Origin of the sequence: Prevotella sp. tc2-28 (genome assembly GCF_900107705.1) — a bacterium.
GTDB lineage: Bacteria > Bacteroidota > Bacteroidia > Bacteroidales > Bacteroidaceae > Prevotella.
In genome coordinates this window covers 1-24,053 of record NZ_FNRE01000017.1, presented here as the reverse complement: position 1 = coordinate 24,053, position 24,053 = coordinate 1, and the positions used below count along the sequence as shown (strand labels likewise).

Here is a 24,053-nt window from a genome sequence, read left to right as displayed (position 1 = left end):
TCTTTTTTCTGATTAGAATTGAACCTTTGCACCGAGCGTGAAGCTACGTGTTTGAGGAGCAGAACCAACGTTACGCTCCAGCTGCTCGCGCTCCTTGGCAATGGTAAGAAGGCTGCTACCGTTTACATAGACCTGAAGACCCTTTACGATGCTGTTAGCACCGAAGATTTTCTTGTCAAAGTCATAGGTAAGCTGTACACGCTGTAAGTCAACACGGTTTGTAGAGTACATCCAGTAATCAGATGCACGGAAGTTATTGTCACCTCCCTGGGTTGTCAGACGTGGATAGCTGATAGCCTCGCCATTGGCATACTTCTCAGCAGTCCAAGCACCAAGTACAACGTCACTGTACTTACGCTCGCCAAATACCCAGTTGTAAGTGTCGTTCTTGAGGGCATTACCTCCGAACTGACCAGTCAGCATGGTAAAGAGTGTGAAGTTCTTGTACTTCACGGTCAGGTTAAGACCGCCAGTGAACTTAGCGCTCCAACGGCCCAGCTCAACCTCATCCTTAGAATCGATCGTGCCATCACCATTCTGGTCAACATACTTCAGGTCACCAGGCTTAACCTCACCAAACGAACTCTTGGCATCTGCACCAGTAATCTCTTCATTGCTATTGTAATAGCCGAGGCACTGCAGTCCCCAAAGACCATCCGTATATTTACCTTCGCGACGCAGGTAGTCGTACTCTACGTTCTCAGCTACGGTCAGGTTCTTGGAAGTAGTGGTCTGTCCAAAGATTTGTGCACCGAAGTCAACATCACCAAACTTGTCGTTGTACATCACAGAGAAGTCCATACCCTGACGGCGGTTCTTACCATAGTTAATATATGGGATGAACGTTGATACAGGCCAGTAAGTATGCATATAGCTTGGATAGATGTAGTCAGGCTGGGCAAGCAGACCGTCGGTCGTTGTGTTGAAGTAGTTAACAGCAAACTTGATCTTGTTGTCGAACATAGCGCCATTGAGACCTACGGTGAACTCCTTACGCTTGATGAACGAGAGTTCCTCGTTGCTACCACGCTGTGAGTCAGAAGTCTGGATGCTGTTATTGGCATCAGACCATCCCCACCAGGTACCTGTGGCAGTGAAGATACCCTTATACATATAGAATGACTCAATGTCAAGATCCTGGTTCAGGACTGTATAACCAGCTGTCAGACGGAGGTCGTTCAGCCAGTTGACATTCTTCATGAATTCCTCACCAGTAAGGCGCCAGCCCAAAGTGATAGAAGGAGAGAAAGCCTCACGATGTCCTTTTTCCAGTTTTGCAGAGTGAACGACATTGCCTGCGAGGTCTGCATAATACTTGTGAGCATAGTTGTATGAAACCTGAAGACCGAGGTTTGCGTTGCTAACCTTATGATACTCACCGCTGATGGTCTGCTGGTAACCGTTGGCAACCAGGGTTGCATGGAGGTTATGTGCACCGAAAGCATTCACATAGTCGAACTGACCGTTCCAAGCGATGGTCTGCTTTTCTGCAGAGTTGCTTGATTCAAGCGTACCAGTGTGCTTGTATTCTGACATCCCGTCAAGTGTTCCCACAACATCCTTGCCATCATACTGTGTCCAATTAACCCTGAATGAGTCGTATTTGTCATTGATGGCTGTAGAGTATGATGTTGAATAGTCAACGGCAAACATGGTCTTGAAGGTCAGACCCTTTAGAATAGAGGCCAAATCGAACTTCGCACCCATGTCGAACTGCATCTGACGGCTTGTCCATGTGTTGTAGCCGGCACCATACATATCAGCAAAGGCATTGGTGCGGTCATCCGGGGTAGCTCCAAAGAAATAACGGCCAGCAGGCAGACCTGCAGGATCTACGATGATATTCTTGGTGTTGTTAATCAATGCCCATGAGTTTGCATCGTCTGGGTCAAGATATGAAACGGGTACAAACGGAGCTACACGAGTAGGACGGAGCGTTGACGCAGCACCCCAGAAATCAGAGTTTGAATTACGCTGATTATAATAGGTTGCATTGGCATTTACCCAACCAGTAGCCCAGTCAGCCAGTCTGAGGTCAATGTTACCACGAACGTTCAGACGATCGGTAAAGTTGTCCTTACCCTCACCGAAGTTGATGAAGTCACCAATACGGTAATAGCTGATGTTGGTGTAGAACTGAGCGAACTTTCCACCACCTTCAAACTCGGCAGTTACATCCCAACGGGAACGGGTTCTCTTCACATAGTCAGAGTTATAGAACTGCTGATTTGGATAACGATAGGGATTGGCACCAAGAGCGGTGTTGTAGATGTCCTCTTCGGTATATTTAGCAGCAAGACCATCGTTCTTCAATGCCTGGTTATACAGTGTCATATACTGAGCACCATCAATATACTTGGGGAAAGCCTTAGCAGCGTCCAACTGGTAGTCGGCACGTGCCGTTATCTTCATCGGAGCAATCTTACCACGCTTGGTCGTAATCAGAATAACACCCTTGGCAGCACGGCTACCATAAAGAACAACAGCAGAAGCGCCCTTCATGAAAGTGATATTCTCAATCTCAGTAGGTAGCACGTTGTTTGCGTCACGGGGAACACCATCAACCATAACGAGAGCGTCGCCCTGATTCCACAGCTGGCCATTGTAGCCTGCTACCAGAGCCTGCATATTGTCGAGGCTGTAAGTATTATAGTTCTTCTCTAACAAATCCTTCACATTAACGGTGCTTACGGGCACTATCACATCACGGGCATCCGACTGACGGAAAGCCACGTTAATGGTATCTGCCTCTGCAGCCTCCTGCGCCATCACGCCTTGTGAAAACAGGGCGAAAAGTGAAAGCGGAAGAATACCTATATATTTAACTATATTGTTCATAAAATCTAAAATTCTTTATTCATTATTCATTTTTCGCACTATTACCATCCAGGATTCTGGAACATATCCGGATAGAGACTGGTATCCTTCTTCTTCAAAGGCAGCCACCAGTGCTTCTGCGTGAAGTTACGTGTGAGAATGGTCTTCTCTTCCCAGCCACTTACCTGGTTATCCTTAGGATTCTTCGGATCAAACTCTCCTACACGGATAAATTCTTGTGAGGTCTTTTTGTTGTAAGGAGCCTTATCCAACAACAACCAACGACGGAGGTCGTTGAAACGATGTCCCTCAAAGGCCAGCTCAACAGCACGCTCACGGCGGACTTCGTCCATGAACTTGTGGTTGTCGCCCGTAAACTTGGCTGCAACCTCAGCTACACCGGCGCGCTCACGAATCTTGTTAACTGCCTGAACGGCTGTAAGAGGACAGTTAGAAGCCTTGTAGCTGGCACCGCCAGCGGCAGCGGCAGCCTCTGCATACATCAGGTAACAGTCTGCCAGACGGAGATATGGTACATCAATATAAAGTTTCATATAAGTACTTCCCATATCATAGTTGTTAGCCAGCATTGGAATGAACTTATAAAGGAAGTAACCTGTACGGCTCTCCTTGGTATCATCGCGATAAGTACCACCTGTATAGAGGTTTGCATAACGGTTGCTCTCGGGGTCGATTGTTCCTTCTACCACCTGCACACCATCATAAACGATGTCATGATAGAAACGGGGGTCACGGTCCTTCCAAGGATGCGTCTTGTCAAAGCCAGACTCAGGATCGTCGAGTGGCAAACCGTTAGCCATACCATAATAGTTCACATAGTTGGCTGTTGGCATCGAGAAAGACTGTCCACCCGTAAGGATATAACCACCGAATTCTGTGAACACGCCATAATGAGAGTTCTGCCATGCATTTTCAGGGATAGCGCGGAGGATAGACTCCGTGGAACCTGGAGGAAGCATGTTCTTGTTCCAGGTATAGAAGAGGTCCGAATAATTCTCGAAATCAACCAGTTTATACTGGGTGCGACCACCTTCAACCAGAGCAAGCAGCTCACCGAGCGCATCAGCAGCCTTCTTGGCATATTCTGCATCATACTCATAGGTACTTGCGTTGGGATTGAGCACGTTCATTTTCTCATCGATATTCTTCATCAACGGAGAAGCGGCCCAGAGATAGTTCTTACCCAGATAGGCAAGGGCAGTAATCTTATTGATACGGAAACCGTTCTTACCAAGGGTGTTGCTACCTACAGACGACTTATCCCAATCGATAGGCAACAAATCGGCAGCCTCACGGAAATCCTTCGCAGCCTTGTCGGCACATGCCTTGTAAGATTCACGAGGAAGTGTCATCGCCTGATCGGGAGCAACAGGAGCATCCAGATAGGGAAGACCACCGAAATACTGCATCAGCATGAAGTGGAACCAGCCACGGAAGAAGAGGAGCTGTCCTTTAACAGCGTTCTTCTCTTCCTGAGAAGCAGCCGTCATGAGATCCATGTTCTCAAGACCTACGTTACACTTACGGATACCATACCATGCAGCAGGCCAAAGTCCACGTTTGAAACGGTCATTAGGATCAAATGTAGCATTAGGCTCCATAAAACCAGATCCCCAACCGTCAAATTCTCTCTGCCAGCCCCAGAAGTCACCCTGGTCAACCTTATAACTCATGTGATAGTTGATACCAACGGCCATGATATCGTCATCACCCCAGTTCCATGAAGTGGTCCAATAGCCACGACAGAAGTCTGGCATACAAAGATAAAGCTCTTCCGTAAAGCCCTGGAAGTTCTTGAAGTTCTTGAAGGCATCTGCTGCAGAGATATCTGACTCCGGTGCCTTGTCAAGATAGTCTGTACAGCTGGTAGCCATTGTCAGGGATAATCCCAGCACAAATGTCACTGCAACAGACTTATATATTGAAAATAATCTTTTCATACTATATATTAATAATGTATTATATTACATGTTTACAACTCGAACTTGACACCGAAGTTGATACGCTTCATGGTTGGGTAAGCACCCTGAGAAGCGAGACCTGTTCCAGCAAAGTTGCTCTCACGGTCGTCAGGCATGTCGGTCCAGAGGAAGAGGTTGTTACCATTTACATAGACTTTCAACATGTTAAGACCAATCTTGCGGATCCAACCGTTATTCCATGTATAGGCAAGCTCAAGGTTCTTCAAACGACAGAATGAACCGTCGAAGAGGAATCGTGTACCTTCATAATAGCTAGGAGTAGTATTATAGCGGAGTGAAGGAATGCCAGAATGTGTCTCGGGAGACCAGTAGGCGCCTTCATCATATACCGTGTGAAGATAAGGCTTTGGCAGTGAGTTGAATGCTACGTAACGGCTTACGTTGGTAACGCCATAGAACTGAGCATAGATGCTGAAGCCCTTATAGTCTACACCAAGCGTCAGGTTATAGGTGTTCTGAGGAGTACCCGTATAACCGTAAGGTGCGCTATCATTTGAGTCGATGACACCGTCACCATTGAAGTCGGTAATAATGTACTGACCAGGAAGTTTCTGGTTGTCGTTCGTGTTATGGGTAGTCATAGCAATTACCTCATCCCAACTATTGGCAAATCCATTGTCCAAATAGCTCTTGGCCTGGCCGATTGAGTAGCCAACATTCTTCTGGTATGTGGGCAGAAGCTCTGCATCGTCATGTTCGATAACCTCGTTCTTAGCGTGGGTCATGCTCATGTTGGCATAAGCGTGGATACCATTGGCGAAGTCATACTTCAGGCGAAGTTCCAACTCATAACCGGTAGTCTTCGTTCTACCTTTATTCATATAAGGAGCAGTAGCACCGAAATAGAAAGGTACAGAACGATTATTACCTGCAATCATGATGTCTGAGCGCTTCTCATGGAAGAACTCGAATGTACCGGCAATAATACCATTCAAGAATGCATAGTCGATACCGAAGTTCTGCTTGACAGCCTTCTCCCAGTGAATATCAGGGTTACCCACCTTAGCCTCTTTATACCATGTATAGATTGAGTTGTTGTTGGGGTTTGTAGAGTCCAGGTGAGTATTGCCACCGTATGCCCACTGAGTCTGATAGAGCCAACGCTCCCAAACAGAGTCCTCACCAATCTCACCGTAAGAATAACGGAATTTCAAGATATCAATCAGATTACGATTGAAGAGCTTAATCTCAGCAACAGGCTTGAACCACTTCTCGTTAGCAATGTTCCAACCGATGGCACCTGAGTTGAAGAAAGCGAAGCGATTGTCCTTAGAGAACTTCTCAGAACCGTTGTATGCTCCGTTATACTCGAGCATGTAACGGTTGTCATAGTTGTAAGTAGCACGGAAAGCCCAGTCCTCACGATAGTTAGTAAAATCGCTGCCAGTAGCACGCTCAGAACGGTTAAACACACCCATGGCTGAGATGTCGTGTTTGCCAAACTGGCGGCCCCAGAACAACTGGAACTGATAGAAGAGGTTACGCTGGGTTGCCCTATTGTTAAGGCTACCACCATCAGTTTTCCAGGCAATTGTCTCCACAAAGTCGAAGTTGTTGTTACCAGCAGGCTTTTCAGCATAAGAGACAGCACCTGTAACAGGATTAATATATCTGTACTGCGCGTTATTATAGAGGTCGTTGATACCACGGTCGTTCTCTACGAACACGTTATCCCAAGATACCAGACCAGAAAACTTCAGTCCCTTGGTGATGAATGAAAGATCCTGCTCAATGGTAAAGTCGGTATTGATACGAGTTGTAGTCGTTTGGTTAGCGCCATGCAATGCAAGGTTAGTCACAGAGTTAGGAGCACCTTGTGTGTCGGGCTCAAAGTATCCCCAAACACCATCGCTGTAACGTGGAACAAGGGCATCATGTGGAGCAGAATAAGCTGCCTGCCACAACTGAGTCTCATACCATGAGTTTGGTTCAAGTCCATAAGGATTGTTCCTAATGCCATGGCTACCAGCCAGATTTGCCTTCAGAACGGTAGTCTTGGTGAGCTGGAAGTCAAGGTTTGAACGAACGTTGATACGGTTAAAGCCGTAACCACCCTTATAACCACGGTTGTTATCCCACTCGCGGAAGAGGTCACCCTCGTGCTGGTAGTCAATAGCTGCATAATACTTAACGTCCTTGGTACCACCAGCGATATTCACGTTGGCATTGTAAGACATGGCATAGTCGTCAAAGAGCTCTTTCTGCCAGTCTACATCAGGATAACGCTCGCTCATCAGGAAGCCAGTCTCTGGATCGTAGCTACCTGCAGGCGCATTATAATTATTGATAAAATCGGTAGAATTGATGCTACCCCAGCTTGAAGGCTGAAGGCCAAGCTCATGTCTAATAGCCTGGTTCACATAATAAAGTGCATCGGCAGAGCCGTAAGTCTTTGGCAGCTTAGAAACCAGCTTGATAGCTGTACTTGCACTGGCAGAGATCTTGGCACGACCCTCAGTACCACGCTTGGTGGTAATCAAGATAACACCGTTAGCACCTTTCACACCATACACAGCAGTAGCAGAAGCATCCTTCAATACAGAAATACTCTGAACAGAGTGGATGTCCACACTTGACATAGGACGCTCGATACCATCAACGAGTACGAGAGGAGATGAGGAGTTCCAAGAGCTGACACCACGGATGACAATCTGGGGATCTTCCTCACCAGGCATACCTGATGAAGATGTGGTAATCACACCAGGGAGATTACCCGTCAAGGCAGATCCGATGTCAGAAACACCACCGGCACGCTCCAGCACAGCACCTGTGGTCTGAGTGATTGCACCCACCACCGAAGCTTTCTTCTGCTGGCCGTAACCGACCACCACAACTTCTTCCAACTGGGTGTCGTCAGCAAGCGTGATTTTAAAATTACGCTGCTTGCCAACCTTGACTTCCTTTGTGGTCATACCAACATAGGAAATAACAAGGACGGTAGACTCCGACGGAACCTTCAAGACGAAGTTACCATCAAAGTCAGTAACTGTACCCAGGGAAGTTTGTCCCTTCACTACTACCGAGGCGCCAATCAAAGGTTCCTCGTTAGCATCTGTGACTGTTCCCTTGACTGTAATGTTGTTCTGGGCATACAGCGTGGTGCTGAATGCCAACAACATGAGTGTCGCGGAAACTGTCTGTCTGATCAATTGTTTTAGATTCTTCATTTTGACAGATTTTGATACATAGTTTACGTTATTTGATAATTGTTAGTGAATTTTCTCGGGTGCAAAGATATATTTAATAATTATGACTCCATTACTATTTTGTAACATGGACTTTACGGATTGTAACAGACCTTAAAAATCCTTATTTTTCCATTACTTTGTGTTACTTTTACCAAATTTAACGACCGACAAGAAAAGGCCCAAAAACGCTTGTTTTACGTTCAACACCAACACCTGATTTCCCAGAATATACCATTTCTAAACTTAAAAATACCAATCAACCGTCCCTCAAGTCACAGATGTACACCTTATTAATATATAACCACCAAAATGCGCCAAAAACTCAAAAGCTAACAGCACACCGAAACAACACCGTACGGCATAAAACCGTCAAAATGCGCCAAAAATTACACAAAACGACAAAAATAATGTAACATTAACTTTTTCTTATGTAACATTTATTTGGTTGTTTCCCTGAAAAACCTATCTTTGCATAGTTTTTGTAACCTAAGGCAAAATGACAAGACGTAAAGTTCTAAGACCTAAAGGTCATAGCGTGCAGGCACGGTTCCTAATAGCACTACTATGCTTTTTGACTAATTTGTGTGTGAATGCCCAGACTGGCAGACACTTCGATGCTGACAAACAAATGTCAAGCAGCTTCACCACCCAAATTTATCAAGACCACGATGGTTTTATCTGGGTAGCAACCCGTAACGGATTGAACCGCTACGATGGCTACCAGTTCCGCATCATCAAAAAAGAGAAGCCAGATAACAGCGGTATGGCCAGCAACTACGTGAACTGCATGATGCAAGACAGGCACGGGTTGTTCTATATTGGCATGTTCGGAGCATTCCAAACCTACGACGGCGAGCATTTCCAGGACATCAAAGTTGTCGACTTGCGTGGTATCACTCACAGCGGATACATCACTTGTCTGTTAGAACGCAAGAACGGTGACATCATTGTCGGCACGTCAGGACATGGACTGCTGAAAATGACAGATGCCCATACAGCAAAGCAGATTGGCGGGGCACTAAAACACCTAAACACCATCAACTGCTTGATAGAAGACAGCAAACAACGCCTGTGGATTGGTTCGGAAAACTACGGTTTGCTATGCTACGACGGGAAAAACGTCAAATCCTATTTTGTCAACAAGGACGCTACAGGAAATGTACTTGACGTCTGCGAAGACCATCAAGGCCACATCTTTATAGCTACGACCAATAATGGATTATTCAGAATGGACGGCGAGACGCCTGTCCACATCGACGCCACAGGGAACAAGCACATCTCTACACTCTATGTCTGCAAGGACGGACGTATCATCCTTGGATACGACGGCATGGGAATGGCTGTCTACGATCCACTGCGCAACACATTGATTGACAACCCATTCTACAGCCGTGACGTAGACCTCAGTTCCGCTAAGGTATATTCCATCTGCGAAGACAACAACGGCAACATCTGGTTAGGCTTGCTACAAAAGGGAATCTACATGCACCCCGCTAAAACAAGCGGATTTGGCTACATGGGCTACAAATTAGGTGCACGTAACCAAATTGGAAGTGCCACCGTGACAAGCGTCATGAGAACCAGAACGGGTTTAAACCTGGTTGGCACCGATAAAGACGGACTATATTGCGTTAGTCTGGACGGGAAAGTGCTGAAACACTTCAAGGAAGCTTTCCCCTCTACCATCCTCAGCATCACCGAAGACCTGCAAGGGCGCATCTGGGTAGGCAGTTTCAAAGAGGGATGCGGATGGATTGATGCATCATCGCTGACCTATCACCCCTACCCTCTTCCGCAAGGCAATAAGCTGAGTGTCTTCGACTTGGAGGCGGACCGTCAAGGATATATCTGGTTGGGAACCATGGGCAACGGTCTGCTGCGCATCCAACCCGACAAACACGAGATGAAGGCTTACATGGCAGCAGAGAATGCCGATAAGAACCGGAAAATCAACAGCATAGCCAATAACTACATCTCTCAGATATCCTTGTCACCCGACGGCAAGCGCATCTATATCGCCACATCGATGGGTGTATGTGCGATGGACATTGCCACAGAGAATTGGCTGTCCACCTTCAACAATAACTGTTTGAACTATGGTACGCCAACCCGTATCGCACGCGAATTCGGAGGCCAACTTTACGTCGGAACAAACGACGGTCTGACCTGTTACAACCTAAAGACACACAAAACACATCTGCACACCGTTGAAAGCGGACTGGGCAATAATGGCATCTCATCGCTTGAGCAGGATGACCAAGGTCGGCTGTGGATATCTACGGACCACGGCCTTTGTTGTTACGACGTTAAAAGCGGGAAAATCAATAACTATTACGTGGACAACGGATTACAGAGTAACGAGTTCAGTGACGGAGCCTCCTGGAAAGCCTCTGACGGCAGCATCGTATTCGGTGGCTTAGGAGGTATTACCTGGTTCTCACCCAAGGATATCAAGCAACATGAATGGAAGGCCGAGGTAAAACTGACCGGTTTCTCTGTAAACGGAGAACCCGTAACACCAACAACCATGTCGGGCTTCTGGCATGTTGTAGACACCACCGTTATCGCTGCGAACCGCTTTGTGCTCAGTCCTGGCGATAACTCATTTGCCCTGCAACTCTCTACACTTACCTACGATACGCCCGAGCATATTGTCTACCGCTATCGTATCAACAATGAATCGTGGGTCCGCATGCAACCTGGCATCAATGAGATAACATTCAGCCACTTGTCACCTGGCGACTACCACTTCTGTGTGGTTGCCGAGCAGAATGGCATCACGACGCCAGAGAGATGTTTTACGGTGACTATTCACGCACCGTGGTATCGGACACCTTTGGCATACCTTATATATATATTAATGGTAGCCGCCCTGTTCTTGGCCTATCGTTCGACACGCCAACGAAGAGAGCAGTTACGTTTGAGGATGCAAGAACATATCCATGCAGAAGAAATGGCCGATGCCAAGTTACGCTTCTTCATGAACATATCGCACGAGATACGCACGCCTATGACGCTCATTGTCACGCCGTTGCTGTCGCTCATCAAACAAGACGACGACCCACACAGACGCAGTATCTACGAGACTATCCGCCGTAATGCCGAGCGTATTCTTGGACTTATCAACCAGATGATGGACCTGCGAAAGATTGACAAGGGACAAATGGCGATGCACATGTGCGAAACGGACCTGATCAGTTTTGTCGGCGACATTTACACCTTGTTTGCCCAACAGGCCAAGACCAAGAACATCAAGTTCAGCTATGAGCACCAAGACAATATCTTGCCTATCTGGATTGACAGAGGAAATTTCGACAAAATCATTGTCAACATCCTCTCTAATGCCTTCAAATACACGCCTACAGGAGGTGAGATACGCATCCGCATCAATCAAGACGAGAAAAATGCAACCATCGCCATCAGCGATAGCGGAGAAGGCATTCCAGAGGACAAACTAGAGCATATTTTCGAGCGATTCTACCAGTCACCATCCAGCATCAACGACCGAAATGTCGGTACAGGTATCGGTCTTGACTTGACCCGTTCGCTGGTAGAGTTGCATCACGGCACCATTGTGGCGCACAACAACATCGGAGCCAAAGGCTGTGAGTTTGTTGTCACCATCCCCTTGGGCTGCGACCATCTAAAGCCAGAGGAGATCATCATAGAGAAACAAGACGTGGTGCACAGCAACATACTGATAGAGGACGACATCATCGAAGAAACGCCTGTAGAAACGGCTCCTGTACCCAAACGGAGTCGCAGACAAAAACTGATTATCGTGGAAGATGATGCCGAAATCCGGGACTATCTGGATTCTGAACTCAGCACAGACTATGATATTGTCAAATGTACCAACGGAATGGAGGGTATGCAGGCAACATTAAAAGAATTGCCCGACTTGATTATCTCAGACATCATGATGCCAGAAATGGACGGCAACACCCTTTGTTCAAAGATTAAGACGAATCCAACAACAAGCCACATTCCCGTCATCCTGCTGACTGCCAAGAGCCGCGAGGAAGACCAGCTGGAGGGCTTGGCAACGGGTGCTGACGCCTATGTCGTCAAACCCTTCAATATGGACATCTTACGTCGAACCATTGTGAACCTCATTCACTCGCATCAGTTGCTCCAGCTGAAATACGGACGCAACGACCAATTGGAGGAATTGGTGGAAGACATCAAGATGAAATCGCCTGACGAAAAGTTGTTGGAACGTATCATGGCGGTTATCAATAAGAATCTGGGAAACAGCGACTTAAGTGTCGACAAGATTGCTGACGAGGTCGGTATCAGTCGTGTTCACCTGCATCGTAAGATGAAGGAGCTGACAGGACAGACGCCTCACGACTTCATCCGTAATATCCGACTGAAGAAAGCAGCATCACTGCTCGCTTTTGGAGACATGAATGTATCGGAAGTGATGTATGCCTGCGGCTTCTCAAATGCGGCCTCCTTCTCTACCGTCTTCAAGAAACTTTATGGTCTGTCGCCACGTGAATATATGAACGAGCATCAGAAGCACGACGAATAAGACGCGTGCTTCTGATGCCCTTGGTTCTTACTTGTCAGCTATCTTGCGGAAACTTTGCAGTTTCTCGCCATAGCAGAGGTCGCCACAATCGCCAAAGCCTGGCACAATGTACTTCTGCTCGTTCATACCCTGGTCTATAGAAGCGCACCAGATGGTAGAACCTTCTGGCAACGATTTCTTGACCACCTCAATACCCTCTGGAGCAGCAATAATACAGCACACATGAATCTTCTTAGGCTTACCTGCTGCCAGAAGAGACTCGATAGCTGCTGCCAGACTTCCTCCTGTAGCCAACATCGGGTCAACAATTAGCAGGGTCTTGTTCTTCACACTCTGCGTTGCCATGTATTCTGTATGGATACCCACCTCGGTATGTTCGCGGTTGATATACATACGGAATGCAGATACAAAGCCATTGTCAGCCTTATCAAACACATCCAGAAAACCCTCGTGGAAAGGCAGACCGGCACGCAGCACAGTAGCAATGACCATGTCTTCTTCCTTCATCATAGGGATATCAAGGGAACCCAGAGGTGTTACTACCGTCTTCGGCTTGTAGTCGAGTGTCTTTGACAACTCATAAGCCATCAGTTGACCAATACGTCTTACATTAGAACGGAACAGCATTCGATTCTGCTGATACTTTTTGTCACGCAGCTCAGCCATATACATGTTCATCACGCTGTTCTGCTCTGAAAAATTGATTACTTGCATAGTTTTAAGGATTGTTTCGTGGTGCAAAAGTACAAAATTTTGCCAAGTCTGCGTAGCAAAAGTGTTAAAGCAACACAATTTTTAAACTCTTTAACCTAAAATCTGATTTCTAAATGCTAAAAATCACAAATTATGAATTATGAATTATGAATTATTTCGTAACTTTGCAGCCGATTAAGATAAATAGGTAGAAAGTAAATTCACAACTAAAATAAATTAAAGTATTATGGCAAATTTAGATTTGACAAAGTATGGCATCACCGGTTCTAAGGTGATTGCACACAATCCGTCGTATGAATTCCTTTTCGAGGAAGAGACCAAGGCTGGCCTGACTGGCTATGACAAGGGTCAGAACACTGAGTTGAACGCCGTCAACGTAATGACAGGTATCTACACCGGACGTTCTCCTAAGGACAAGTACATCGTTGACGATGCACAGAGCCACGACAAGGTATGGTGGACTACTGACGAATATAAGAACGACAACCACCCCATGAGCGAAGAGGTATGGGGCAAGGTTAAGGATATCGCTATCAAAGAGCTCTGCAACAAGGAGTTGTATGTTGTTGACGCTTTCTGTGGTGCCAACGAGGCAACCCGCTTGGCTGTACGCTTCATCGTTGAGGTTGCTTGGCAGGCACACTTCGTCAAGAACATGTTCATCCAGCCTACCGCTGAGGAGCTGGAGAAGTTTGAGCCGAACTTTGTTATCTACAACGCTTCCAAGGCTAAGGTTGAGAACTACAAGGAGCTGGGTCTGAACTCAGAGACATGTGTTGCTTTCAATACCACTAGCCGTGAGCAGGTTATCATCAACACTTGGTATGGTGGTGAGATGAAGAAGGGTATGTTCTCTATGCAGAACTACTATCTGCCTCTGCAGGGTATCGCTTCTATGCACTGCTCTGCCAACACCGACATGGAGGGTAAGAACACTGCTATCTTCTTCGGTCTGTCAGGTACTGGTAAGACCACGCTGTCTACCGATCCTAAGCGTCTGTTGATTGGTGACGACGAGCACGGATGGGACGACGAGGGTGTATTCAACCTCGAGGGCGGCTGCTATGCCAAGGTTATCAACCTCGACAAGGAGAGCGAGCCCGACATCTACAACGCCATCCGTCGTGATGCCTTGTTGGAGAACGTAACTGTTGACGCTAACGGTAAGATCGACTTCGCCGACAAGAGCGTTACAGAGAACACCCGTGTAAGCTATCCTATCGACCACATCGAGAAGGTTGTTAAGAAGGTAAATGGCAAGAGCGCAGGTCCCGAGGCTAAGAACGTTATCTTCCTGAGCGCTGACGCCTTCGGTGTACTGCCACCAGTATCTATCCTGACTCCTGAGCAGACCAAGTACTACTTCCTCTCTGGTTTCACCGCTAAGCTGGCTGGTACAGAGCGTGGTATTACAGAGCCCACTCCTACTTTCTCTGCTTGCTTCGGTCAGGCATTCCTCGAGCTGCACCCCACCAAGTATGCTGAGGAACTGGTTAAGAAGATGGAGAAGAGCGGTGCCAAGGCTTATCTCGTAAACACTGGTTGGAACGGTACCGGCAAGCGTATCTCTATCCGCGACACCCGTGGTATCATCGACGCCATCCTGGGCGGTGCCATCCTGAACGCTCCTACGAAGAAGATTCCTTACTTCGACTTCGAGGTTCCCACAGAGCTCGAGGGCGTAGACACCAATATCCTCGATCCTCGTGACACCTATGCAGATGCTGCTGAGTGGAACAAGAAGGCTGAGGATCTGGCTGCCCGCTTCATCAAGAACTTCAAGAAGTACGAGGGTAATGAGGCTGGTAAGGCATTAGTCGCTGCAGGACCAAAACTGTAAGTTTTGTCCGAAAGCAACTTCACCCTACGGGGGGAAGATGCTGGTCCGAAACTCTAAATCGAGTTTTGACATATATCAAAATAAAGGGCGGTTTCTTCGGAAACCGTCTTTTTTTTGCTGCTAATAATTGGGAAAGGCGTACTTTTGCACTCGATAATCGAGATGATTATTTCTATTTTCATTAGGTTAGTAGTAAATTAAGGTAAAGATTATGTTATTAGATTTTCAAACAACGATGATGTTGGCAGCCGTGGCCATAGCCACCGTATTGAGCATCATAACACTCATACATACCGACATACGTTGAAGGAAAGAGCACGGAGTGAGAGAGTCATACCGTGCTCTTTTTTGCAAACATTCCCTAAAATATACCCTTTTATCATATATTTAACTTAATAAAAGGTAGAAATTTGCTCAAATTTGCAGAATTGTGCGTAAATTTGCACCCGAAATCGGATAAGACTTAAGTCAATGAGAAAAATAAAAAGCATTTGCACCCTGTTAGCAGCCCTTGTCATCATGGCTTCATGTGCCAGTAATGACACGGAAGTCACACTATATGGTGAGGCTGCCATCACTGCTTTCACGTTAGGTAAATTGAAGAAATACGAAACGAAAGAAGATAGTGATGGCAACATAACAACTAACGTCACCACATTCACAGGCAGTTCCTACAAGTTCATCATCGACCAGGTGGAACACAAGATTTATAACACAGACTCATTGCCTGTCGGTACCGATGCAAAGCACATATTGTGTACCATTACTACTGCCAAGAATAGCGTACCCATGTTCAAGGACTTGGAAGAAAAGGATGCCTGGATGCTTTACTCCAGCATAGACAGTATCGACTTTACCAATCCACGAACGGTTCGAGTAGTATCCAGCGACGGCAACGGCCATACCGATTATGACGTTCGCGTCAATGTCCACAAGCAAAAAGGCGACACCATTGAATGGGAACTAATGGATGTGGATTTCCCCAGCGACCCCGTCCTGCCACAAGGCATCAAGCAACTGTTGGGCGGTTTCGACATAGAGGAGTATGCGCTGTCTGACAAGAACAAGCTGATGGTGTCTTACGACCTGGGAATGACGTGGACGCAAGACATACCAGATACCCATGAGGATATCGACGAAGTACCTACCAAGGATGTCGCACTGGTCACCTATCCCATGAATATGGCTGACAGGACGATGTACGTACTGATGGCAGGCACCTGTAATGGTTCCATATCCGTATGGCGTAAGATTGTAGACCTGGACTGGGGTGCCCCGGAAAGCAGCTGGTCGTACATGGACCGTGCAGGAGAAGAGGAATTCGACCTGCCTGTATTGAGCAATCTCTCGCTCGTCTACTACGATAAGAGCATACTTGCCTTCGGTGGTGACTACAAGACCATCTACCAGAGTCGCGACAATGGCATTACTTGGAAGACAAACAAGGCCTATGTCATGCCTAAGGATTTCAACTATCAGGTAGAATCAGTCAAAGCTGCCGTTGACGAGGAAGATTACATCTGGCTCTATTGCAAACTCATCAATGGCGACAAGCAGGTGTGGAGAGGTCGTCTGAACCGCCTGGGGTGGTTTTATCAATAAAGACTGACTATGCGAAAGGTCCTTGGCATCATCACCATACTGTGCCTACTGTCTACGTCTGTAGTCGCACAAACCGAGCCAGAATACCGCATTGAGGTAGGTGCTGGTGTTGGAATGGTGACCTATCAGGGTGATTTCAACGGGAACATCCTGAAGAACCCCATGCCGATGGGCTCGCTGCTGGCAAAATACCACATGACCCCACGTATGGCGCTGGCCATGAACGTGAGCTATGGAAAGATAAAAGGGTCGTCGAAAGACGCCAAGACATATATCCCTGCCCGCTGGCAGGATTACAGCTTTAACCACGGTCTCCTTGACGTGGGCCTCCGTTACGAACTGAACTTCTGGCCCTACGGAACAGGAAGAGAGTATCGTGGAGCTAAGCCTGTTACACCTTATATATATATAGGTGTGGGCATGACATTTGCGAAGCCTGACAAGACAGAGGTAGGCATGAACATGCCACTCGGCGCAGGCGTGAAATATAAAGTGGCTGATCGCGTGAACCTGGCGCTGGAATGGACTATGCACTTCAACTCCAACGACTGGATTGACGGTGCTGGTGACATTTATGGCATCAGCAGTTCCGGACTTTTCAAAAACACCGACTGCTACAGCCACCTTCGTTTCTCGGTCACTTACGACCTGTGGGCAAAATGCAGCACTTGTCATAAAGAGTGAAGAACGAGGAGTTAGTGTTAAGAATAAAAAAATAAAGAAAGCGAAATATGACTGCAGAACTGGACATGAACCGCATTCCACAGCACATTGCCATCATTATGGATGGTAATGGACGTTGGGCTACCGACCGTGGGCTGGATCGTACGTTTGGTCACAAAGCCGGACTGGACACCGTAAAGGATATTACCGCTAAGTGTTCGCGCTTAGGCGTCAAATACCTGACACTCTATACTTTTTCCACCGAGAACTGGAATCGCCCCGCCTATGAGATTGAGGCTCTGATGGGACTTGTGCTCAGCTTCCTTGAGATGGAACTGTTCACTGAGAATAACATCAGGTTCCGCCTCATCGGCGACATAGAACGCCTTCCAGAAAGCGTACAGAAGAAGATTCACTACATGGAGAACCTGACCAAGGACAACGATGGAATGACGATGGTCGTTGCCATGAGCTACTCTTCCAAGTGGGAAATTACCCATGCTATTCAACAAATAGCTACCGACGTTAAGGAAGGACGCATGATGGCGAGCGACATTACAGAAGAAACGCTTGACAAGTATCTCTGCACCAACTTCATGCCCGACCCCGACTTACTGATCCGCACGGGCGGTGAATTGCGCATATCCAACTACCTGTTGTGGCAGATTGCCTACACGGAATTATATTTCTGCGACACCTACTGGCCCGACTTCGACGAGGAAGCACTCTATAAAGCCATTGCCAGTTTCCAAAGTCGTCAACGCCGTTTCGGTAAGACAGAAGCACAGGTTGAAGCCGAAGGCCAAAATGAGAAATGAGAAATTAGAAATGAATAGAAATCGTTTAGCAAAGTATAAGCAAGAGAAGAAGACAACATGGGTGACGAGAGTGCTGATGGCATTTCTCTTTTTCCACTTTTCCCTTTTCACTTATTCTCAAGATGTGATCATCAATCCAGACATCTCTTACGCTGGCACACCACGCCAGTGCGAGATTGGCGGACTCGCTGTGAAAGGTGTTGAGGGATACGAAGACTATGTGCTCACCGGACTTTCTGGACTGACCGTAGGCCAAACTATCTCACTGCCGGGCACAGAGATTACCGAAGCTGTGAAACGCTATTGGAAACATGGATTGTTCTCGAAAGTTTCTATTACCGCCGACTCCATCGTCGGCTCTAAGGTGTATCTGTGCATCAACCTCGCCACTCGTCCCCGCATCAGTACCATCAACTACTATGGACTGAAGAAGTCGGAACGTGAAGACATGGAGGCTAAGCTTGGCATCATGAAGGGTAGTCAGGTGACACCTAACATGCTGGATCGTGCCAAGATCCTTGCAAAGAAATACTTCGATGACAAGGGCTATAAGAATGCTGAAATCGACATCGTACAGCGCGACGACGTCACCAGCAAGAACGAGGTCATCCTCGACATCACCGTCGACAAGAAATCGAAGATGAAGGTACGCCAGATCATCTTTGAGGGCAATGAACAGCTCTCCGACCGCAAGATCAAGGGTAGCCTCTTCAAGAAGGGCTCCTTTGGCAAGATCAATGAGGCCGGCAAGCTGAAGAACATGTTCAAGGCCAAGAAGTTCACCCCCGAACGATACGACGAGGCCAAAAAGGCGCTCATTGACAAATACAACGAACTCGGCTACCGTGATGCCACCATCCTGAAAGACTCTGTATGGACCGTCGACGAGAAACATGTCAACGTCTATGTCAAGCTGGAAGAGGGACAACGCTACTACATCCGTAACATCACATGGGTGGGCAATACGGTCGTTACGACCGACTACCTCAATGCTGCCCTTGGCATGAAGAAAGGCGACGTCTATAACCAGAAGCAGCTCAACAAGCGCCTCAAGGAAGACGAGGATGCCATTGGCAACTACTATTGGAACAATGGATACCTGTTCTATAACCTCGATCCTACGGAAGTCAACATCGTGGGCGACTCCATCGACCTCGAGATGCGTATCCAGGAGGGTACACAGGCACACCTCAGCCACGTCCGCATCTATGGTAACGACCGACTCTATGAAGAGGTTGTACGCCGTGAACTGCGTACCAAGCCGGGCGACCTCTTCTCTAAGGAAGCCCTCGAGCGTTCCGTCCGTGAAATTGCCTCTATGGGTTTCTTCGACCCTGAGAACATCAAGCCCGACGTGAAGCCCAACTACGAGGACGGTACTGTTGACATCAACTGGGAACTGCAACAGAAGTCCAATGACCAGTTGGAATTCTCACTCGGTTGGGGACAGACCGGTATCATCGGACGTGTGGGTATTAAGCTCAACAACTTCTCCATGCGCAACCTCTTCGGCAAGAATAAGATGCACCGCGGACTGATGCCTATCGGTGATGGTGAGCAGCTCTCGCTGTCGTACCAGTCTAATGGTAGCTACTATAACTCCGTATCTGCAGGCTATTCTACGGGATGGTTCGGAGGAAAGCGTCCTAACGCATTCAGTGTCAATGCTTTCTTCTCGAAGCAAAGCGACATCTCAAGCACCTACCGTAACTCCAGCTGGTATAACAACTACTATAGCTATGCCTACGGCTATGGTTCCTACAACAGCGGTTACTACGACTACACCTCCATGATGGACGACGACAAGAACATCAAGCTCTTCGGTTTGTCACTCGGATGGGGTAAACGTCTCCGCTGGCCTGACGACTACTTCCAGCTTTCATTGCAGTTAGCCTACACGCGCTACATGCTTCAAGACTGGAGCTACTTCATCATATCCAATGGTAACTGTAACAACATCAACCTGGGAGTCACCCTGTCGCGTACATCTACCGACAACCAGCTGTTCCCGCGCCGTGGTTCTGAGTTCATGGCTTCACTGACTATGACACCGCCTTGGTCTGCCTTCGACAACAAGGACTATGGCAACTTGGCCACTGCCGAGACATACAAGGTTGATGTAGACCGCTATAATGACGAGTTACAGGAGAAATACCGCTGGATTGAATATCATAAGTGGAAGTTCAAGTCAAAGACCTACACAGCCCTTACCAGTGGACAGAAGTGCTTCGTGCTGATGACACGCGTAGAGTTAGGACTGCTTGGATCATACAACAGCAACAAGAAGTCACCGTTTGAGACCTTCTACGTCGGTGGTGACGGTATGAGCGGCTATAGCTCAGGCTATGCAGAGGAGACCATCGGTCTGCGCGGTTACGAGAACGGATCACTCACCCCGTATCGTGCAACAGGCTATGCCTACGACCGCTTCAGTCTTGAACTGCGCTATCCGTTCTTGCTGGGTAACACCACCATCTATGGACTCGGATTCATTGAAGGTGGTAATGCATGGACTGAAACCAAGAATTTCAATCCCTTCGACATCAAGCGCTCAGCAGGTCTCGGTGTTCGCATCTTCCTGCCAATGGTTGGTCTGATGGGTATCGACTGGGCTTATGGTTTCGACAAGCCATTCTCCACCTCAACATCAAAGGGTGGCAGCCAGTTCCACTTTATCCTCGGACAAGAATTCTAAGCGGCTTTACAGCCTAAATGAGTAATGAGTAAAGAGAAATGAGTAATTATGATTAGAAAAGTAATCTTATTGATCGTTCTGTGTGCATCGACAATGACGATGCAGGCGCAGAAGTTTGCTTTAGTGGACATGGAGTATATTCTGAAGAATATTCCCGCCTATGAGCGAGCCAACGAACAGCTCAACCAGGTGTCCAAGAAATGGCAGGCAGAAGTGGAGGCCGTGCAAATCGAAGCACAAACCCTCTACAAGAACTACCAGAACGAGGTCGTCTTCCTCTCTCAGGAACAGAAGAAGACACGTCAGGACGCCATCGTCAAGAAAGAGCAGGAGGCTGCCGAGCTGAAGAAGAAATACTTCGGACCACAAGGCGAACTCTTCAAGAAGCGTACAGCTCTTATGACACCGATTCAGGAGGAGATCTACACCGCTGTCCGCGACATCGCCGACATGCGTGGCTATCAGCTCGTTCTCGACCGCGCCAGTGATTCCGGCATCATCTTCGGCTCGCCCAAGGTCGACATCTCCAACGAAGTACTCTCTAAACTAGGATATGCTAATTAATTGATAATACTAATTAAATGAATATGAAAATGAAAAAATTAATTCTTTGCGCTATTTGCGCTATCTGCGGTTTCACCACCGCCAGTGCCCAGAAGTTCGGCCACGTCAACTCACAGGAAATCATCCAGGCCATGCCTGAGTTCACCAAGGCTCGCACCGACATCGAGGCACTCACCAAGCAGTATGAAGCTGACCTGAAGTCTATGCAGGAAGAGCTGCAGAAGAAGTCAGAAGCTTATGAGAAGGAGCAGGCTACCCTGCCCGCCAACATCAAGCAGCGCCGTGAACAGGAACTGCAGGAGATGTATCAGAAGATTCAGCAGAGCTATCAGGACAACCAGCAGGCTCTTGCTAAGGAGCAGCAGGAGAAGATGCAGGCTATCACCGCCAAGGTCCTCGACGCCATTAAGTCAGTTGGTCAGACTGGCGGCTACGTCTACATCATGGACATCTCGGGTGGTATCCCCTACATCAGCACAACCCTTTCTACTGATGTCACCACACAGGTAAAGACCAAGCTCGGCTTAAAGTAATATTCTATTAATAAACTCAAAACCTAAGTCCGCAGCCCCTCACTTCCGAGGCAGCTGCGGATTTCTTTTTTATATCATGCCACTACCCTAACAAAAAAATACGAATAAACTTGCCGGTATCGGCAAAAATCATTAACTTTGCAGCAAGAATCGGCTTCAAAACTTGCCGATAGATAGAAAGATGGAGTATATATCAGTTATTCTGTTTGCAGAGAAATATGGTATCTCTGAGCGCACAGCCCGCAACTATTGCGCTCAGGGAAAGATTGCTGGTGTTTTCCTGACTGGTAAGACTTGGAACATCCCTGCTGATGCCACCTTACCTAAACGAGGTAAAGCCAAAGAGAAAACAATGCCTTTGCTGAAAGTGCTGAGAGAACAAAAAGCATCAAAGCTGAAAGGCAGCATCTATCATCGTACCCAAATCGATCTGACGTATAGCTCCAACCATATAGAGGGAAGCAAACTAACACACGATCAGACGCGCTACATTTATGAGACGAACACCATCGGTTTAATGGATAGTGCCGTGAATGTGGATGATATCGTTGAGACCGTCAACCATTTCCATTGCATAGACTATATCATCGAGCACGCTGAGGAACGATTGACAGAAGAATTAATCAAGCACCTTCATCTGCTGTTGAAGACAGGAACCTCAGACAGTCGTAAGGACTGGTTTGCCGTAGGCGATTACAAACGCCTACCCAATGAGGTTGGTGGTATCGACACCTGTCCTCCTGAAGAGGTGCATAAAAGTCTAAAGGCTTTGCTGACTGAATACCATCAAAAGCGTTCAAAATCATTTGAGGACATTCTTGACTTTCATGTACGTTTCGAGCAGATTCACCCTTTCCAAGACGGCAATGGCAGAGTCGGACGTCTCTTGATGTTCAAGGAATGTCTTGCAAACGGGATTATCCCCTTTATCATCACAGACGAACTCAAGATGTTCTATTATCGAGGTCTCAAAGAATGGGGGCACATTAACGGCTACCTCACAGATACCTGCCTCACAGCCCAAGACCAATATAAAGACCTCCTCAGATACTTCAAAATAAAAGTCTGAAATCTATGAAAAGTAAGTTTTCCTCTATATTTGCTGCGCAAAATTTGGAAAGTTCGGATATTCTTACTATTACGATTTTACCCTCACATCCTAATGTTTTTGCACCAAACTACGATGTACAGGGCGTTTGAGCACGTTAGGGACAAAGGATTCTCCCTCACGTCTCCCTAACGTTTTTGCCTCTGGAGGGTCACATTTTGAAATCCTGAGACTCAAAATGTAATAGGTTACCCAAAATGTGAGGGAGACGTGAGGGAGAATGAAAAAGGGTAACGTGGTTCAAACGCCCTGTACATCGGCATTTGAGAGGGATGACGTTAGGGTGTGAGGGTAAAAATGAAAAAACTTTTTTTCTGCGTCAAATAAGGAACGGTTATTCTCCAATAAGGTACCCTTATTATGAAATAACCCATGGTTATGATGAGGCAACCGTGGGTATTAATAGTAGCCGGGAGTCCGTAGGCTTCGGACTCTCAGTCCGAGCCGTTCGGACTGGCAGTCCGTCGGGACGGACTAAATGCTCAAATAAATTTGGCATTTCGCTCACTTATTCGTACCTTTGACCTGCGGTCGAAGGTTGACTAACGTCGAGCTAAACCTTCTCACGCTCGGAAATGCTCAAATAAATTTGGTTTTCTGCTCGCTTAATCGTACCTTTGACCTGCGGTCGAAGTGAAATGCACCCCTAAAGTTAGACATAAAGCTTTTAGAGGTACATTATGAGTAGTTTTCATTCATTAAAAGAAAGATTAGAAACAGTATTAAAGGTAAAGTCTGGCGTACCCATCGTCCAGTTATGCAAAGACCTACACACAGGGCGTGATCAGATTCTCGAGTGGGTACGTCGTTATGATGAACAAGGAGAGGCTGGTTTAGTACGTCATAAGACCTACAGGCAGATTTCTTGTGCAGAAAAAGAACATTTAGTTCGTTTGTATCTGGAAAAAGACTTATCTTTGCGCGAGATTTACACCTCCGCAGACATCAGTCGCACTAATCTTGAGACATGG

General features: G+C 47.1%; 14 protein-coding genes. 10 read left to right on the top strand and 4 right to left on the bottom strand.

The annotated features are described in order from the left end of the window. Window positions 1-12: 12 nt before the first annotated feature. The 3 genes from BLU47_RS13010 to BLU47_RS13000 are packed head-to-tail and all read right to left on the bottom strand — an operon-like array spanning window position 13 to window position 7,987. Entirely contained in the window at window positions 13-2,838 is a 2,826-nt protein-coding gene (locus tag BLU47_RS13010) for a SusC/RagA family TonB-linked outer membrane protein (RefSeq protein WP_091963659.1), read from the bottom strand. A gap of 41 nt (window positions 2,839-2,879) precedes the next feature. Beyond that, window positions 2,880-4,778 (bottom strand): RagB/SusD family nutrient uptake outer membrane protein, encoded by a 1,899-nt coding sequence (locus BLU47_RS13005; RefSeq protein ID WP_091963655.1) that lies wholly within the window; start codon window positions 4,776-4,778, stop codon window positions 2,880-2,882. Between the two features lie 32 nt (window positions 4,779-4,810). Beyond that, window positions 4,811-7,987 carry a SusC/RagA family TonB-linked outer membrane protein gene (locus tag BLU47_RS13000; protein ID WP_091963652.1) on the bottom strand — a complete coding sequence of 1,059 codons (3,177 nt, stop codon included), beginning with the start codon at window positions 7,985-7,987 and terminating at the stop codon, window positions 4,811-4,813. 517 nt (window positions 7,988-8,504) lie between these two features. Between BLU47_RS13000 and BLU47_RS12995 the strand changes: the two genes are divergently transcribed. Beyond that, a complete protein-coding gene (locus BLU47_RS12995; protein WP_091963649.1) occupies window positions 8,505-12,545 on the top strand; it encodes a hybrid sensor histidine kinase/response regulator transcription factor in 4,041 nt (1,346 codons plus the stop codon). 27 nt (window positions 12,546-12,572) lie between these two features. Here the strand turns inward: BLU47_RS12995 and upp are convergent, their stop codons facing one another. Then, window positions 12,573-13,259: a uracil phosphoribosyltransferase gene (gene upp, locus BLU47_RS12990; RefSeq protein ID WP_091963646.1), complete on the bottom strand. Its 687-nt coding sequence runs from the start codon at window positions 13,257-13,259 to the stop codon at window positions 12,573-12,575. Between the two features lie 226 nt (window positions 13,260-13,485). Here upp and pckA point away from each other — a divergent pair, with 226 nt between their 5' ends. The 9 genes from pckA to BLU47_RS14580 form a co-directional block, all read left to right on the top strand. Beyond that, the gene (gene pckA, locus BLU47_RS12985; RefSeq protein WP_091963643.1) at window positions 13,486-15,099 is read left to right on the top strand and encodes a phosphoenolpyruvate carboxykinase (ATP); all 1,614 of its coding nucleotides are present in this window, start codon (window positions 13,486-13,488) and stop codon (window positions 15,097-15,099) included. 471 nt (window positions 15,100-15,570) lie between these two features. Beyond that, window positions 15,571-16,701, top strand: a complete 1,131-nt coding sequence (locus BLU47_RS12980; protein WP_143025579.1) for a DUF6242 domain-containing protein — start codon at window positions 15,571-15,573, stop codon at window positions 16,699-16,701. Between the two features lie 9 nt (window positions 16,702-16,710). Beyond that, window positions 16,711-17,385, top strand: coding sequence for a type IX secretion system protein PorG (locus BLU47_RS12975; protein ID WP_091963637.1), 675 nt, complete (start codon window positions 16,711-16,713; stop codon window positions 17,383-17,385). Window positions 17,386-17,432: 47 nt separating this feature from the next. Next, entirely contained in the window at window positions 17,433-18,182 is a 750-nt protein-coding gene (locus BLU47_RS12970; protein ID WP_091963634.1) for an isoprenyl transferase, read from the top strand. Window positions 18,183-18,258: 76 nt separating this feature from the next. Further along, window positions 18,259-20,877 carry a BamA/OMP85 family outer membrane protein gene (locus BLU47_RS12965; protein WP_091963694.1) on the top strand — a complete coding sequence of 873 codons (2,619 nt, stop codon included), beginning with the start codon at window positions 18,259-18,261 and terminating at the stop codon, window positions 20,875-20,877. A 48-nt stretch (window positions 20,878-20,925) separates the two neighbouring features. Next, entirely contained in the window at window positions 20,926-21,441 is a 516-nt protein-coding gene (locus tag BLU47_RS12960; protein WP_091963631.1) for an OmpH/Skp family outer membrane protein, read from the top strand. Window positions 21,442-21,470: 29 nt separating this feature from the next. Next, window positions 21,471-21,974, top strand: a complete 504-nt coding sequence (locus BLU47_RS12955; RefSeq protein WP_091963630.1) for an OmpH/Skp family outer membrane protein — start codon at window positions 21,471-21,473, stop codon at window positions 21,972-21,974. 181 nt (window positions 21,975-22,155) lie between these two features. Continuing rightward, window positions 22,156-23,043 (top strand): Fic family protein, encoded by an 888-nt coding sequence (locus BLU47_RS12950; RefSeq protein ID WP_091963691.1) that lies wholly within the window; start codon window positions 22,156-22,158, stop codon window positions 23,041-23,043. Between the two features lie 719 nt (window positions 23,044-23,762). Then, window positions 23,763-24,053 (top strand): helix-turn-helix domain-containing protein (locus tag BLU47_RS14580; RefSeq protein WP_143025578.1); only part of this gene is annotated, 291 nt, incomplete at its 3' end.

Bases quoted from the DNA above. Each gene is read 5' to 3' on its own strand.
- BLU47_RS13010 (WP_091963659.1), bottom strand. From the start codon at position 2,838: ATGAACAATATAGTTAAATATATAGGTATTCTTCCGCTTTCACTTTTC.
- BLU47_RS13005 (WP_091963655.1), bottom strand. From the start codon at position 4,778: ATGAAAAGATTATTTTCAATATATAAGTCTGTTGCAGTGACATTTGTG.
- BLU47_RS13000 (WP_091963652.1), bottom strand. From the start codon at position 7,987: ATGAAGAATCTAAAACAATTGATCAGACAGACAGTTTCCGCGACACTC.
- BLU47_RS12995 (WP_091963649.1), top strand. From the start codon at position 8,505: ATGACAAGACGTAAAGTTCTAAGACCTAAAGGTCATAGCGTGCAGGCA.
- upp (WP_091963646.1), bottom strand. From the start codon at position 13,259: ATGCAAGTAATCAATTTTTCAGAGCAGAACAGCGTGATGAACATGTAT.
- pckA (WP_091963643.1), top strand. From the start codon at position 13,486: ATGGCAAATTTAGATTTGACAAAGTATGGCATCACCGGTTCTAAGGTG.
- BLU47_RS12980 (WP_143025579.1), top strand. From the start codon at position 15,571: ATGAGAAAAATAAAAAGCATTTGCACCCTGTTAGCAGCCCTTGTCATC.
- BLU47_RS12975 (WP_091963637.1), top strand. From the start codon at position 16,711: ATGCGAAAGGTCCTTGGCATCATCACCATACTGTGCCTACTGTCTACG.
- BLU47_RS12970 (WP_091963634.1), top strand. From the start codon at position 17,433: ATGACTGCAGAACTGGACATGAACCGCATTCCACAGCACATTGCCATC.
- BLU47_RS12965 (WP_091963694.1), top strand. From the start codon at position 18,259: ATGGCATTTCTCTTTTTCCACTTTTCCCTTTTCACTTATTCTCAAGAT.
- BLU47_RS12960 (WP_091963631.1), top strand. From the start codon at position 20,926: ATGATTAGAAAAGTAATCTTATTGATCGTTCTGTGTGCATCGACAATG.
- BLU47_RS12955 (WP_091963630.1), top strand. From the start codon at position 21,471: ATGAAAAAATTAATTCTTTGCGCTATTTGCGCTATCTGCGGTTTCACC.
- BLU47_RS12950 (WP_091963691.1), top strand. From the start codon at position 22,156: ATGGAGTATATATCAGTTATTCTGTTTGCAGAGAAATATGGTATCTCT.